The 14,331-nt window shown below is 73.1% G+C and carries 13 protein-coding genes and 1 tRNA gene; 8 read left to right on the forward strand and 6 right to left on the reverse strand.

The window, feature by feature from the left end:
• Positions 1-60: 60 nt before the first annotated feature.
• The 4 genes from ACWEPX_RS08280 to ACWEPX_RS08295 are packed head-to-tail and all read left to right on the forward strand — an operon-like array spanning position 61 to position 3,549.
• Positions 61-579: a putative T7SS-secreted protein gene (locus ACWEPX_RS08280; RefSeq protein ID WP_451896408.1), complete on the forward strand. Its 519-nt coding sequence runs from the start codon at positions 61-63 to the stop codon at positions 577-579.
• Positions 579-1,376, forward strand: coding sequence for an ESX secretion-associated protein EspG (locus tag ACWEPX_RS08285; protein WP_451896409.1), 798 nt, complete (start codon positions 579-581; stop codon positions 1,374-1,376). Before ACWEPX_RS08280 ends, ACWEPX_RS08285 begins: the two co-directional genes overlap by 1 nt.
• Positions 1,373-2,728, forward strand: coding sequence for a lipase family protein (locus ACWEPX_RS08290; protein WP_451896410.1), 1,356 nt, complete (start codon positions 1,373-1,375; stop codon positions 2,726-2,728). Before ACWEPX_RS08285 ends, ACWEPX_RS08290 begins: the two co-directional genes overlap by 4 nt.
• Positions 2,725-3,549 (forward strand): hypothetical protein, encoded by an 825-nt coding sequence (locus ACWEPX_RS08295; protein WP_451896411.1) that lies wholly within the window; start codon positions 2,725-2,727, stop codon positions 3,547-3,549. Before ACWEPX_RS08290 ends, ACWEPX_RS08295 begins: the two co-directional genes overlap by 4 nt.
• Before the next feature lie 18 nt (positions 3,550-3,567).
• Here ACWEPX_RS08295 and purL read toward each other — a convergent pair whose 3' ends face one another.
• From purL to purS, 3 genes are read right to left on the reverse strand one after another with little or no spacing between them, the layout of a single operon-like run.
• The gene (purL, locus tag ACWEPX_RS08300; protein WP_451896412.1) at positions 3,568-5,841 is read right to left on the reverse strand and encodes a phosphoribosylformylglycinamidine synthase subunit PurL; all 2,274 of its coding nucleotides are present in this window, start codon (positions 5,839-5,841) and stop codon (positions 3,568-3,570) included.
• A complete protein-coding gene (gene purQ / locus ACWEPX_RS08305; RefSeq protein WP_451896413.1) occupies positions 5,838-6,509 on the reverse strand; it encodes a phosphoribosylformylglycinamidine synthase subunit PurQ in 672 nt (223 codons plus the stop codon). The genes purL and purQ overlap by 4 nt, the downstream gene beginning before the upstream one ends.
• Entirely contained in the window at positions 6,506-6,745 is a 240-nt protein-coding gene (gene purS, locus ACWEPX_RS08310; protein ID WP_451896414.1) for a phosphoribosylformylglycinamidine synthase subunit PurS, read from the reverse strand. Before purS ends, purQ begins: the two co-directional genes overlap by 4 nt.
• A 153-nt stretch (positions 6,746-6,898) precedes the next feature.
• Here purS and ACWEPX_RS08315 point away from each other — a divergent pair, with 153 nt between their 5' ends.
• Positions 6,899-7,879, forward strand: a complete 981-nt coding sequence (locus tag ACWEPX_RS08315) for an NAD-dependent epimerase/dehydratase family protein (RefSeq protein WP_451896415.1) — start codon at positions 6,899-6,901, stop codon at positions 7,877-7,879.
• Between the two features lie 42 nt (positions 7,880-7,921).
• On the opposite strand, the gene ACWEPX_RS08320 is transcribed toward ACWEPX_RS08315, so the two are convergent.
• Both ACWEPX_RS08320 and dcd read right to left on the reverse strand, forming a co-directional pair.
• Entirely contained in the window at positions 7,922-10,105 is a 2,184-nt protein-coding gene (locus ACWEPX_RS08320) for an esterase-like activity of phytase family protein (protein WP_451896416.1), read from the reverse strand.
• Between the two features lie 69 nt (positions 10,106-10,174).
• Complete coding sequence (dcd, locus tag ACWEPX_RS08325) at positions 10,175-10,756, reverse strand: dCTP deaminase (RefSeq protein WP_451896417.1); 582 nt, start codon at positions 10,754-10,756, stop codon at positions 10,175-10,177.
• 69 nt (positions 10,757-10,825) lie between these two features.
• Between dcd and ACWEPX_RS08330 the strand changes: the two genes are divergently transcribed.
• Positions 10,826-10,896, forward strand: a tRNA-Gly gene (locus tag ACWEPX_RS08330).
• 41 nt (positions 10,897-10,937) lie between these two features.
• Here the strand turns inward: ACWEPX_RS08330 and ACWEPX_RS08335 are convergent.
• Entirely contained in the window at positions 10,938-11,375 is a 438-nt protein-coding gene (locus tag ACWEPX_RS08335) for a hypothetical protein (protein WP_451896418.1), read from the reverse strand.
• Between the two features lie 317 nt (positions 11,376-11,692).
• Here ACWEPX_RS08335 and ACWEPX_RS08340 point away from each other — a divergent pair, with 317 nt between their 5' ends.
• Positions 11,693-12,397 carry a response regulator transcription factor gene (locus ACWEPX_RS08340; protein ID WP_451896419.1) on the forward strand — a complete coding sequence of 235 codons (705 nt, stop codon included), beginning with the start codon at positions 11,693-11,695 and terminating at the stop codon, positions 12,395-12,397.
• A 98-nt stretch (positions 12,398-12,495) separates the two neighbouring features.
• Positions 12,496-14,319, forward strand: a complete 1,824-nt coding sequence (locus ACWEPX_RS08345) for an acyl-CoA dehydrogenase (RefSeq protein ID WP_451896420.1) — start codon at positions 12,496-12,498, stop codon at positions 14,317-14,319.
• The last annotated feature ends 12 nt before the right edge of the window (positions 14,320-14,331 follow it).

Genomic DNA, 14,331 nt, shown 5'->3' on the forward strand with positions numbered 1-14,331 from the left:
AACCCTCACCGGGCGCGTCTAGGGTCTGTACCCGACGACCCGCCCGCTGGGGGTAAGGACATGGCGTTCTACGGCGATCCCGACGAGCTGGACCGCATCGCCACGCGCATCGAGCAGCGCGCGACCGAGGTGCGCGACCACGGCGCATCGATGCTCTCCCAGGCCGAGGCGATGCGGTGGAAGTCCATCGCGGCCGACCGGTGCCGGGAGACCGTCGCCAACGACCGCGCCGCGCTGGACGGGGCCGCCGACAAGCTCGACGCGGCGGCCGCCGTGCTGCGCCAGCACGCCCAGCAGGTGCGGGAGCTGATCGCGGCGATCAAGCGGATCGCCGAGAGCGTGGTGAACTGGTTCAACGGCGCGATCGAGCGGTTCAACCAGGCCGTGGATGCGTTCAAGGACGCCGTGCGCGACATCGCCAACGGCATCGGCGACGCGCTGGGCTTCGGCGGCGACGCCCCGTCGCCGCCGCGGCCGCCGTGGGAGGGCTGGCGCTACCAGCCGGACAACCTGCCGCCGCCGGGCGACAAGGAGTGGCTGGAGGTCGGCAGGTTCATGCAGGCGCGGGGTGTGGCGTAGTGGCCGCCCTGACCGCGGCGCACCGGCTGGTGCTCACCGCCGCCGAGTACGCCCACGTCGTCGGCGAGCTGGACCTGCGCATGCCCCCGGACTGGGAGCCCGCGCCGGAGATCACCACCGGGGCCGAGGCGGCGGCGCTGGCCGAGCGCGACATCGTCGTCGACGGGCGGGTGCACCCCTCGGTCGCGGCGAACCTGCGCGTGCTCACCGGCCCGCAGATCATGTTCGACACCACCGCCACGGTCGGCGCCCGCGGCTCGCGCAGCCTGCACGCGATCGCCGGGCGGTTCGGCGCGTCGCTGTTCCTGCTGCCCGACGCCGCCGTCGAGCTGTCGATGTTCCAGGCGACCGACCTGGGCCGGGAGCTGGTGCGGGCGGTGCCCGCCGAGGAGCGCGGCGGCATCGGGTCGGCGCTGGACGGCGCGGCGGACGAGCCGCTGCGCGGGCGCGTGCCGCTGGCCGCCCTGCACGAGCTGGGCGTGGCCGAGCTGCTGCGCGAGGCCGACCCGCAGGCCCCCGGCCACGTGCTGGCCGAGCTGAACCTGCCCGCCGCCGAGGCGCGCTTCGCCACCGAGGTGCTGCGCCGCTCGGACGGGCTGCTGCACTGCCAGGTGACCGCGCTGGTCGGCGGGGGCGTGCGGACCGCGCGGCTGACCTGGCTGCACAGCGACACCGGCTGGGTGGGCATCCGCCCGGCCCCCACCGGGGCCGACCGCAGGCTGGTCGACCTGGAGCCCGTTGCCCGTGAGGAGTTCGGGGTCTGGCTGGCCCCCTTCGTGTCGGAGGCGCTGTCATGACCGGACCGGGGGTGACCAACCTGACCGTCGCGGGCGGGGCAGGCGGCACCGAGGCGCAGTACGAGGACCTCGCCGCGCTCGGCGACCTGACCGACGACGTGGCCGGGGAGACGCTGACGATCGCCATGGCCGCGCACGGGCACCTGGTCGACCCCAACGTCGTCGCCTCCGCGCTGCTCAACCCGGCCGGGGTGGCCCGGTTCGAGGCCGCGATGCTCGGCGCGCTGGACGGGCCGACCGGGCTGACGGCGACCTCGGCGGCGATCGGCCTGCGCGGGCTGACCCTGCAGGCGACCAACCAGGCCTACCAGCTCGCCGACGACCTCAACGCCAAGGCGCTGGAGGCCACCCGCTGGATGATGGGCGCGGCCGCCACCACGCTGCCCGGCCTGGCCGTCGCGGGCGGCACGGCGGCGCTGATCGCCGCCGACATCATGATCAACTACGACGGGGACGCCCAGCGCTGGCTGGTCGAGCACCCCGGCATGATCGACACCGTGCTGGGCATGACCCCGGGCGCGCTGAGCGCACTGGGCCTGCCCACCGACATGGCCACCCTCACCGACCTGGTGGCCGCCGCCTACCCCGACGGCGACCCCGCGCTCGACCCGCCCATCGGGGCCGACCCGGTGCTGGACCGCAGCGCCGTCGGCACCACCCCGCCCGACGGCCTCGGCGACCTGCTCGACGGGCTCGACCACCGCAACCAGACCGAGGCCAACGTCGACGTCAAGCGCGTGGTCGGCCCGGACGGCTCGGTGTCCTACATCGTCGACATCCCCGGCACCAAGGTGTGGAACCTGCCCGGCGGCGACCAGGGCAGCGCCAACGACTTCGGCACCAACGTCGACGCGATGGCGGGCAACGAGACCGTGCTGCAGGAGGGCATCGAGCAGGCCCTGCGGGCCGCGGGCGTGCCAGCGGGCGCGCCGATCATGCTCGTCGGGCACAGCCAGGGCGGGATCGTCGCCGCGCAGGCGGCGGGCACGCTGGCCGACCCGGTGACCGGCCAGCCCTACAACGTCACCCACGTCGTGACCGCCGGGTCGCCGGTGGGCAACATCGAGGTCCCGGACCACGTGCAGGTGCTCTCCCTGGAGAACAGCGGCGACATCGTGCCCCACCTCGACGCCCGGGACAACCCGGCCAGCGACAACCGGGTCACCGTCACCTTCGACAACCAGACCGGGACCGCGGGCGGCAACCACGGCATCGGCGGCAACTACACCGACGCCGCCCGCCGGCTCGACCAGAGCCAGGACCCGTCGGTGCGCCGGTTCATCGAGAGCGCGGGCGGCTTCTTCGGCGGGCAGCAGGTCGAGACGTACGAGTACACGGTGACGCGCCGGTGATCCTGCGCCGCGTCGCCGCCGCGCTCGCGGTGCTGGCCGCGGGGGCGGGCTGCACCGGCGAGGCCGAACCGGTGCCGGTCGCCGAGGACTTCAAGGCCGTGGTGACCGACCTGCTGCGCGCGGTGGACGGGTCCGCGGAGCCGAGCTTCGGCGCGGCGGCCTGCGGCGCCTGGCCCGCCGTCCCCGACCAGGTGATCACCTGGGCTGACGCCGAGCTGACCGGGGTCACCGCCGACGCGCTGCGGACGGCGGCGATCGCGGCGGGCTGGCAGCCGCAGGCCACCGACGCGGTCGACCTCGCCCTGGTCGGACCGCACGACGTGCTGCTCGCGCTGACCGGGACGACGGTGCGCGCGGAGCGGCCCAACTGCACCAAGCCCACCGAGAACCGGCAGCTCGACCACAACGACTTCGAGCGCCCCGACCCGACCGACGCGCAGGCGCGGGCCGTCGCCGAGGGGCAGGAGCGGGCCCGGCAGGCCGCCGCGGCGGTCAACGGCGTGCTCGGCCGTGACGGGCGCGAGGTCAACACGCTGCCCCCGACCAACTGCGGCGGGGCGGGCCCGCGCGGCCTCACCTGGACCGTGCGGGACACCGCCAAGCTGGCCGCGGACACCGACCTGGAGGGCGAGCTGACCCGGATGGCAGACGCGCTGACCGCGGCCGGGTGGGCGGCGCGGCCCACCGCGACCGGCGTCGGGGCCACCAGCGGCGACCTCGCGCTGGCGATCACCGCCAAGCGCCCGTCGAGCGGGGACGCCGAGATCCTGTTCCGGCTGGAGGTCCAGCCCGCGGCGTGCGTGCCGGTCACCGGGCCGTAGCCCGGTGACCGGGCAGGCTCAGCCGAACAGGGCCGGGAGGGTCGCCTCCCACGCCGAGCGCAGCTCGGCCAGCGGCAGCACGCCGACGCCCTGGATCTCCAGCGCGCCCGACTCCGGGTCCACCACGCCGGTCTTGCGCCAGGGCAGCCCGCGCGCGGTGCACATGTCGGTGAACCGCAGCTCCTCGGTGCGCGGCACGGCCACCAGCACGCGCCCGGCCGACTCGCTGAACAGCTGCACGAACGGGTCCTGGTCGGCGTCGAGGAACACCCGCGCCCCGGTCTCGCCGATCAGGCAGGACTCCACCAGCGCCTGGGCGAGGCCGCCGTCGGACAGGTCGTGCGCGGCCGAGACCATCCCGTCGCGCGAGCCCGCGACCAGCACCTCGGCCAGCAGCTTCTCCCGCTCCAGGTCGACCTTCGGCGGCAGGCCGCCGAGGTGGCCGTGGATCTCGTGGGCCCACTCCGAGCCGTTGAACTCGTCGCGGGTCTCGCCGAGCAGCAGCAGCGTCTCGCCCGCCTCCGCGCCGATCCCGGTGGGGATGCGGCGGCGCACGTCGTCGATCACGCCGAGCACGCCGACCACCGGCGTCGGCAGGATCGCCGTGCTGCCGGTCTGGTTGTAGAAGCTGACGTTGCCGCCGGTCACCGGGATGCCCAGCGCCTTGCAGCCCTCGGCCAGGCCCTTGACCGCCTGCTCGAACTGCCACATGACCGCGGGGTCCTCCGGCGAGCCGAAGTTGAGGCAGTTGGTGACCGCCAGCGGCGTCGCCCCGGTGACCGCGACGTTGCGGTACGCCTCGGCCAGCGCGAGCTGGGTGCCGGTGTAGGGGTCGAGCTTGACGAAGCGGCCGTTGCAGTCGGTGGCCAGCGCCACGCCGCGGCCGGTCCGCTCATCGATGCGGATCATGCCGCTGTCGGACGGCTGGGCCAGCACGGTGCCGCCGCGCACGTAGCGGTCGTACTGCTCGGTGACCCAGCGCCGCGAGGCCAGGTTCGGCGCGCCCGCCATGCGCAGCACCAGCTCGCGCAGCTCGTCGGCGGTGGACGGCCGGGGGAGCCGGTCGGCGCTGTCGGCCTGCAGCGCGTCCTGGTAGTCCGGCCGGGCGATGGGCCGGGCGTACATCGGGCCCTCGTGCGCGACGGTGCGCGGCGGCACGTCGACCACGGTCTCGCCGTGCCAGGTGATGACCAGCCGGTCGCCGTCGGTCACCTCGCCGATCACCGTGGCGATGACGTCCCACTTGGCGCACACGGCCATGAAGGCCTCGACGTTGGCGGGCTCGACCACGGCGCACATGCGCTCCTGCGACTCGCTGGAGAGCACCTCGGCCGGGGTCATGCCGGTGGCGCGCAGCGGGACCTTGTCCAGCTCCACGCGCATGCCGCCGTCGCCCGCGCTGGCCAGCTCGCTGGTCGCGCAGGACAGGCCCGCGCCGCCGAGGTCCTGGATGCCGACGACGATGCCCGCCTGGAACAGCTCCAGGCAGCACTCGATCAGCACCTTCTCCATGAACGGGTCGCCGACCTGCACCGAGGGCAGCTTCTTGCGGCCGGTCCCGCCCTCCTCGCCGGAGAAGGTCTCCGAGGCCAGCACCGACACCCCGCCGATGCCGTCGAGGCCGGTGCGCGCGCCGAAGAGGATGACCTTGTTGCCCACGCCGGAGGCGTGCGCCAGGTGCAGGTCCTCGGTGCGCATCGCGCCCACGCACAGCGCGTTGACCAGCGGGTTGCCCTGGTAGCTGGGGTCGAAGACGACCTCGCCGCCGATGTTGGGCAGGCCGAGGCAGTTGCCGTAGCCGCCGATGCCCGCCACGACGCCGGGCAGCACGCGCTTGGTGTCGGGGTGGTCCGGCGCGCCGAAGCGCAGCGGGTCCATCACCGCCAGCGGCCGCGCGCCCATCGCCATGATGTCGCGCACGATGCCGCCGACGCCGGTCGCCGCGCCCTGGTAGGGCTCCACGTAGGACGGGTGGTTGTGCGACTCCAGCTTGAACGTCACCGCCCAGCCGTCGCCGACGTCGACCACGCCCGCGTTCTCCCCGATGCCCGCCAGCATCTTGGCCTGCATCTCGGGGGTGGTGTTGTCCTTCCAGTGCTTCCAGTGGATCTTGGAGGACTTGTAGGAGCAGTGCTCGCTCCACATCACCGAGTACATCGCCAGCTCGGCGTCGGTGGGGCGGCGGCCGAGGATCTCCCGGATGCGGGCGTACTCGTCGTCCTTGAGGCCCAGCTCGCGGTAGGGCTGCGGCTGGTCGGGGGTGCTCTTGGCCTGCTCGACGGTGTCGGTCACGCCGCCACCACCGCGTCGAGCAGGGACAGGAACATGCCGAGGCCGTCGTCGGAGGGGCCGGTGAGCGCGTCGATGGCGTGCTCGGGGTGCGGCATGAGGCCCACGATGCGGCCGGTCGGGTCGCTGATGCCCGCGATGTCGTCCAGCGAGCCGTTGGGGTTGCCCCCGACGTAGCGGAACACCACGCGGCCCTCGCCCTCCAGCTCGGCGACGGTCTCGGCGGAGGCGGTGTAGCGGCCGTCCATGTTCTTGATCGGGATGATGATCTCCGCGCCCGCGTCGTAGCGGGAGGACCACGCGGTGGTGTTGTTCTCCACCCGCAGCCACTGGTCGCGGCAGACGAAGTGCAGCCCCGCGTTGCGCAGCAGCGCGCCGGGCAGCAGGCCCGCCTCGCAGAGGACCTGGAAGCCGTTGCAGATGCCCAGGACCGGCATGCCCTTGCGGGCGGCGTCGATGACCTCGCCCATCACCGGCGCGAACCGGGCGATGGCGCCCGCGCGCAGGTAGTCGCCGTAGGAGAAGCCGCCGGGCAGGATCACCGCGTCCACCCCGCGCAGGTCGGCGTCGCCGTGCCAGAGGGCGACGGCCTCACCGCCCGCCGCGGTGATCGCGCGCAGGGTGTCGCTGTCGTCCAGGGTGCCGGGGAAGGTGACCGCGCCGATCCTCACGACTCCACCCGCCGCACGACGTAGTCCTCGACCACCGGGTTGGACAGGAAGCCCTCGGCGATCTTGGCGAGCGTGGCGTCGTCGACGGCGTCGTCGACCTCCAGCTCGAAGTGCTTGCCCTGGCGGACATCGGACACCCCGGTGAACCCGAGGCGGGGCAGGGCGCGGGCGACCGCCTGCCCCTGCGGGTCGAGGATTTCCGGCTTGGGCATGACGTCGACGACGACTCGGGCCACGGCAGGCTGCTCCTACGGTTGCGAAGGCCGGTACTGACAAATCGTAACTGACCTGCGTATTCATCATTTCGGCCGGGGAAGCGCGGGGTGGGTGGCCGTTCGCCTGCGGCGAGAACCGTGGCGGGCGGGCCCGCGGCGGAGTTGGGTGGGCGCATGCGAATTCTCATCCTGGGCGGAACCCGGTTCCTCGGGCGCACCACGGCGGCGGCGGCCGCGGCGCGCGGCCACGAGGTCGTCTGCGCGGCCCGCGGCGAGTCGGGGTCGGTGCCCGACGGCACACGGCTGGTGAAGATCGACCGCGACCAGCCCGACGGCCTCGCCCCTCTGGCGGGCGAGTGGTTCGACGCGGTGGTCGACGTGGCCCCCATCTCCCACACCTGGGTCAGCCGGGCGCTGGAGGCGTTAGGCGGCTCGGTCGGCCACTGGACGTTCGTCTCCTCGATCAGCGCCTACGCCCACCCCGACCGGGTGGACGACGTCCTGCTGCCCCCGCGCGAGGAGCACTTCGACCGCACCAAGGTGCTGACCGACCCCGACGCCTACGGCTCGATCAAGGTCGCCAGCGAGAACGCCGTCCTGGCGGCGATGGGCGAGCGCGCCTTCATCGTCCGCGCGGGCCTGATCACCGGCCCCGGCGACCCGTTCGACCGCTTCGGCTACTGGCCCATGCGCCTGCGCCGCGGCGGCCGGGTCGTGGTGCCCGACGTCGACCACCTCTCCCAGATCATCGACGTGGGCGATCTGGCCGCGTGGATCGTCGACGCGGCCGAGCAGGGGACCGGCGGGGTGTACGACGGCATCGGTCCCGCGCAGCCGCTGCTGGAGCTGATCGAGGGCGTCGCCGCGGCCGTCGACGCCGACGCCGAGCTGGTCAAGGTGCCCGAGGCGGTGCTGGCCGAGCACGAGATCGCCCCGTGGATGGGGCCGCGCTCGCTGCCGCTGTGGCTGCCGGAGTCGCACCGGATGATGGGCGCGCGCGACGCCGGTCCGGCCATCGCCGCCGGGCTGCGGCCGCGGCCGCTGGCCGAGGCGGCGACCCGGGCGCTGGCGCACGAGGAGGCGCTGGGCGTCGACCGCGAGCGCAAGGCGGGCCTGCCCGCCGACGCCGAGGCCGCCCTGCTGGCCGCGCTGTGAGCGGGCGGGGTGCCACGGCGGCCCGTGGCACCCCGCGAGCCGTCAGAACGCGGTGAACCAGCCCAGGCGCAGGAAGACCGACTCGCCGGGGGCGTCGTCCACCCCGTCGTTGTCGACCGCGCCGACGAGCCTGCGGACCGGCCCGGCGCCGACCAGCGCCAGCCCCTCCGGCTTGTCGTGGGCGGTCGCGCCGCCCGCGGTGAGGGCGGGCAGCAGGTCGCGCACCAGGCGCTTGGCCACGACCGGCTTCGGCCCGCCCGCGGCGACCGGGGCCACGGCCCCGACGTCGACGCGGTAGACGCGCTTGACCGCGGCGGCGTCGCCGCGCTGGTTGTCGCGTTCGAGGACCAGCAGCGTGCGGGAGTCCACCGCGGTCAGCTCGGACAGGCCGACCCAGCCGGTGGCGGGCTTGTCGAGCGGGTACGCGGCGAAGGCCCACGCCCCGGTGGCAGGGGTGTAGCGGGCGAGGGTGGCCTCGCCGGGCCGGTCGCCCTTCCACGGCCGCTGCACGGCGACCCAGACGTGCTCGCCCGCGACCGCGACCCCCTCGAAGCCGTTGCCGGTGGCCGTGGCCGCGACCTGCTCGGGCAGCGCGACCTCGCGGACGACCCGGCCCCGGGCGTCGACCTCGACCAGCAGGTTGGGCAGGTCATCCCCGTCGCCCTCGGCGGCGATCCAGTAGCCGCCGCCGGGGCGGGCGGCGATGCCCTCGGCGTCGTAGCCCACCGGCCCGCCGTCGCGGGTCAGCGGCAGCTCGGCGCGCACCACGGCCGGGGCCGCGGCGGTGTCGACGGTCAGCACCCGGGTCGGCGCGTACGCCGCGTCGGTCACGGCCACCACGTCGCGGTGGTTGCCGGGGACGGCCGACAGCCCGGACAGCGCGCCGAAGCCGATGCCGCGGGAGACGATCGACGGCGCCGCCGCGTTGCGCTGGTGGGCGGCGGACCGGGGCGCCCTGGTCAGCCGGTAGGCGCTCAGCGAGGAGCGGATGCCGTCCTCGGCCGAGTCCTCCTCGGCGGAGACGACCAGCGTCCGGGCCGCCGGGATGGGCAGGACGCCCTCCGGGCCGACCCCGGTCGGCACCGCCTGGACGAACCGCGGGCGGCGCGGGTCGGCGATGTCGTAGACGGCGACGAGGTTGGCCCGCTCCAGGCCGACGAAGGCGTAGCGCTGCCGCCCGAAGCTCGCCACGGCCAGGCCCTCCGGCTCGACGCCCTTGTTGTCCGAGCGCCCGTCCGGGTACTGGCCCTGGCGGATGGCCACCTGCTCCAGCTCGTTGCCCGAGGAGTGCACGACCGCGCCGGTGCGCGAGTCGAACACCGTCCAGGTCCGGGAGCCGCCCTGGTAGTCGCCCTCGTCCGCGGTGCCGAGGTAGCGCTCGTCCAGCCAGGCGATCGCGTCCGGCTCGCGCTTGGCGGTGATCGTCGCCGACGGGTCGATGCGGCCGTCGTCGGCGGTGTCCACGCCCGCGACGGTCGCCGTGCCCGCGGAGAAGTGCCGCACGACCCGCCCGGTCGGCAGGTCGACCACGGCGATGTGGTTGTTCTCCTGGAGCGTCACCGCGGCCTGGTTGCGCGCGTTGACGCTGACGTACTCCGGCTCCGGGTCCGACGGCGCGACCTCGGCGATCCCGGTCAGCTCGACCCGGCGCTGCGACCACCCCGCGGGCGCACCGCGCAGGTCGACCACGGTCAGGAAGCCCGCCGGGGCCTGCGGGAGCGCGCCGTCGTCGACGTCCTCGTCCCGCTCGTTCTCGATGGCGACGGCGGCGTAGCGGCCGTCGGGGGAGACGTCGATGGAGTCCGGCTGCCCGCCGAGCTCGTGCCGCGCCACGATCCGCCGGGACCGCAGCTCGACCACCACCAGCGCGCCGGAGGGCGCGGCGTGCGACGCGGAGGTGTTGACCGCCACCAGCGCGTGCCCGCCCGCGATGTCGACCGAAGTCGGCTCGCCGGGCATGGGCAGCACGCCCGCGGGCCGCGGGACGCCCCCGCGCAGCAACGCGAAGCCGATCCGCGACGCCGGGGAGTCGGTGTAGACGATCGTGCGGCCGTCCGGCGTGGCCGCGGCGATCTCCGCGGCGGTGTGCTCGTCGGCGGACCCGTTCTGGTGCACGGGCATGGTCCCGACCCGCTGGAACCACTCGTTCGCGGTCGCCGATGCGGGGCTGACCAGGGATAGCGCCGCGGCGCACGCGAGCGCGCCAGCGGATAAGCGGATTGCCACCGGGCCTCCAACCTCATGGGGGGGTACGCGCGGCTTTCTAGCCGACCAATGAGGCCCCTGGGTGAACGCTCAGCGACGGGTGTCCACCCGGTGGAAGTTTCGGTAGGCGCGCGACGGCGTGGGGCCGCGCTGGCCCTGGTACCGCGAGCCCGCCTGCGTCGACCCGTAGGGGAACTCCGCCGCGGAGGAGAGCTGGAACAGGCACAGCTGCCCGATCTTCATGCCCGGCCACAGCGTGATGGGCAGGTTGGCCACGTTGGACAGCTCCAGCGTGATGTGGCCGGTGAAGCCGGGGTCGATGAACCCGGCGGTGGAGTGGGTCAGCAGGCCCAGCCGCCCGAGGGAGGACTTGCCCTCCAGCCGCCCGGCCAGGTCGTCGGGCAGGGTCACGGTCTCGAACGTCGACCCCAGCACGAACTCGCCCGGGTGCAGCACGAACGGCTCGTCGCCCTCGACCTCGACCAGCGTCGTCAGGTCGTCCTGCTGCTGCTGGGGGTCGATGTGGGTGTACCGGGTGTTGTTGAAGACCCGGAAGAAGCGGTCCAGCCGCACATCGATGCTGGACGGCTGCACCATCGCCTGGTCCAGCGGCTCCACCCGGAGCCTGCCGGAGTCGAGTTCCTTGCGGAGGTCGCGGTCGCTCAGCAGCACGCCCGACACACTAGCCCGGTGGCGAGCGCCGCCCGCGGGACGGTGTATGCTCGCACCGAGCTTGATCACGCGGATGTAGTTCAATGGTAGAACATCAGCTTCCCAAGCTGAGAACGCGGGTTCGATTCCCGTCATCCGCTCCGCAGCGCAGAACCCCAGGTCAGACGGCCTGGGGTTCGTGCTATCCGCCGGTGGTCCTGGCCCGGATCTGGGCGTGCATGGCGGGCAGGGCGAACTCCTTGACCAGGCCGAGGATCTCCTGGGAGATCGCCCCGAACGGGCGACCGGCGCGCACCTGCCACCACAGGTCGCCGACCGGGACGCCGGAGCCGACCAGCACGACCTGGCCGATGGTGGCGCGCCAGCCGGGCTGGGAGTGGGCCAGGTACGGGCGGATGCGGCGCTGGGCGGTCCACTCGTCGGTCGGCGTGACGCCGAGGGACAGGGTGAACCGGGTGGTGTCCGGCCGGGCGAGCGCCAGGACGATGGAGATCTCGCCGCGGTGGGTGTCGGTGACCATCCGGTAGTGCCGGTCGCTGCCGGACAGGCCGAGCGCCCGCAAGCCGGGTGCGAGGTCGGTCTCCACCATGAGGCGGAACCACCCGTCGGCACTGCGCACGGCGCCTGGTTCCACCGGCAGCCCCCTCCTGTGAACACTCCGCGTACGCACCGCAGTCAGGCGGTCACTCCAGAGCTACAGCGACCCTATCCCGGACGAGCGATCGTTCCTACCCAATCCCGCGGCTACTACTCGGTATTCCTCGTCCGGGTGACACGGGCCACCGGCAGCAGCCGATAAACCAGGCAGACGGTGTAACCCAACTCACAGTACTCGCCCGAACAGGTGACTTCGACCTCATCCCGCACAAGCACGTCACGGGTCCGCGGCTGCGGCGTCGCTACACCAAGGACGGGTAGTTGAACGAAGGGTCACGTATGCCGCGCACCACAATCCCCCGCCCCCTCGGGCAGGCGGGCCTGGGCATCGTGCTGGTCGACGGCGTGCCCCTCTTCCGCGAGGGCCTCTCCGCGCTGGTCATGCGCACGCCGGGGCTCCGCTGGCTCGGCGCGACCGACACCCCGCAGGGGGCGGTGGCGATGGTCGAGCGGTTCCGGCCGACCATCGCGATGATCGATTCCGGGCTGGACCCGCGCCACCACCTCAGCCACATGCTCACGGCGGGCCACCCGGACCTGAGCATCCTGATCATGGTCAGGGACACCCACCGGACCACGCACTACGTCGCCACGGCGCTGTCCTCCGGCGTGCACGGGGTGATCCTGCGCTCGGCCGAGCCGCCGCAGGTCGTCGAGGCGATGGCGGGCCTGCACCGGGACCGCCGCTACGTCGACCCGGCGCTGGCCCAGACGGTGGCCGCGCCCCGGGCCCGGCTGGCCTGGCTGTCGGAGACCACCCAGCCGCTGTCCCGGCGCGAGTTCCAGGTCCTGCAGCTCATCGCCGACGGCCTGGAGAACCAGGCGATCGCCAAGATCCTGTACGTGTCGGTGGAGACCGTGCGCACCCACGTCAAGAGCATCCTGCGCAAGCTCTCCGCCCGGGACCGCACGCACGCCGTGGCGGTCGCCTTCCGGTCGGGGGTGCTCAGCACCACCCAGAAGCAGACGCGCACCGGCACCTGACGGCACGTTCACCACTTGCTTGGGTTACCCAAGAGTAATATCCTGTTGTTACCGGTGAGTAGCACGCTGCCCGCTCGTGAGGACACGGAGCAACAGACATGGGTCACTACAAGAGCAACGTCCGCGACCTGGAGTTCAACCTCTTCGAGGTGCTGAAGGTCCAAGAACGCCTGGGCAAGGGTGTGCTGGCCGACTCCGACGAGGACACCGCCCGCGGCGTGCTCGCCGAGCTGAACAAGCTGGCCGTCGGCCCGCTGGCGGAGTCCTTCGCCGACGCCGACCGCAACCCCCCGGTCTACGACCCCAAGACCTTCTCGGCGACCCTGCCGGAGTCCTTCAAGAAGTCCTACAAGGCGCTGTGGGACGGCGAGTGGTGGCGGCTGGGCCTGACCAACGACCTCGGCGGCCTCGGCATGCCGCCCACCGTGCAGTGGGCCGCGGCCGAGCTGATCCTCGGCGCGAACCCCGCGCTGTTCATGTACCTGGCGGGCCCGAACTTCGCCATGATCCTGCACAAGAACGGCACCGAGGAGCAGCGGCGCTGGGCGCAGATCATGATCGACCGCGGCTGGGGGGCCACGATGGTGCTCACCGAGCCGGACGCGGGCTCCGACGTCGGCGCGGGCCGCACCAAGGCGGTCAAGCAGGACGACGGCTCCTGGCACATCGAGGGCGTCAAGCGGTTCATCACCTCCGCCGACCAGGACATGACCGAGAACATCATGCACCTGGTGCTGGCCCGCCCCGAGGGCGCCGGACCGGGCACCAAGGGCCTGAGCCTGTTCCTGGTCCCCAAGTACCACTTCGACACCAACACCGGCGAGCTGGGCGAGCGCAACGGCGCCTTCGTCACCAACGTCGAGCACAAGATGGGCCTGAAGGTCTCCACGACCTGCGAGCTGTCCTTCGGCGTGCACGGCACCCCGGCCAAGGGCTGGCTGCTCGGCGAGGTGCACGACGGCATCGCGCAGATGTTCCAGGTCATCGAGTACGCCCGGATGATGGTCGGCACCAAGGCCATCGGCACGCTGTCCACCGGCTACCTCAACGCGCTGGAGTACGCCAAGGAGCGCGTGCAGGGCGCCGACCTGACCCAGATGCTGGACAAGACCGCGCCGCGGGTGACCATCACCCACCACCCGGAGGTCCGCCGCAGCCTGATGCTGCAGAAGGCCTACGCCGAGGGCCTGCGCGCGGTGTACCTCTACACGGCGTCCTTCCAGGACCAGGTGTGGACCGGCGAGGGCGACCAGGAGCTGGCCGAGCGGGTCAACGACCTGCTGCTGCCGATCGTCAAGGGCGTCGGCTCCGAGCGGGCCACCGAGCAGCTCGTGCAGGCGCTGCAGATCCTGGGCGGCTCCGGCTTCCTGCAGGACTACCCGATCGAGCAGTACATCAGGGACGCCAAGATCGACTCCCTCTACGAGGGCACCACGGCGATCCAGTCGATGGACTTCTTCTTCCGCAAGATCGTCCGGGACAAGGGCCAGGCGCTGGCCCACGTCGCCGGGGAGATCACCGCGTTCCTGGCCGCCGAGGGCGGCAACGGCCGCTTCAAGCAGGAGCGCGAGCTGCTCAAGCAGGCCCTCGAAGACGTCCAGGCCATGCTGGGCGCCCTCATCGGCTACCTGACCTCGGCGCAGGAGGACGTGCGCAACCTCTACAAGGTCGGCCAGCACACCGTCCGCCTGCTGATGGCCACCGGCGACCTGCTGGTCGGCTGGCTGCTGCAGCGCCAGGCCGAGGTCGCCCTCGCCGCGCTGGACGCGGGCGCGTCGGGCAAGGACAAGGCCTTCTACGAGGGCAAGGTGGCCGTGGCGAGCTTCTTCGCCAAGAACGTCCTGCCGGAGCTGGCAGGCGCCCGCCGCATCGTCGAGTCGGCCGACAACGACCTGATGGACGTCGACGAAGCCGCGTTCTGACCCACCTGCCTG

Source organism: Actinokineospora sp. NPDC004072 (genome assembly GCF_053604195.1).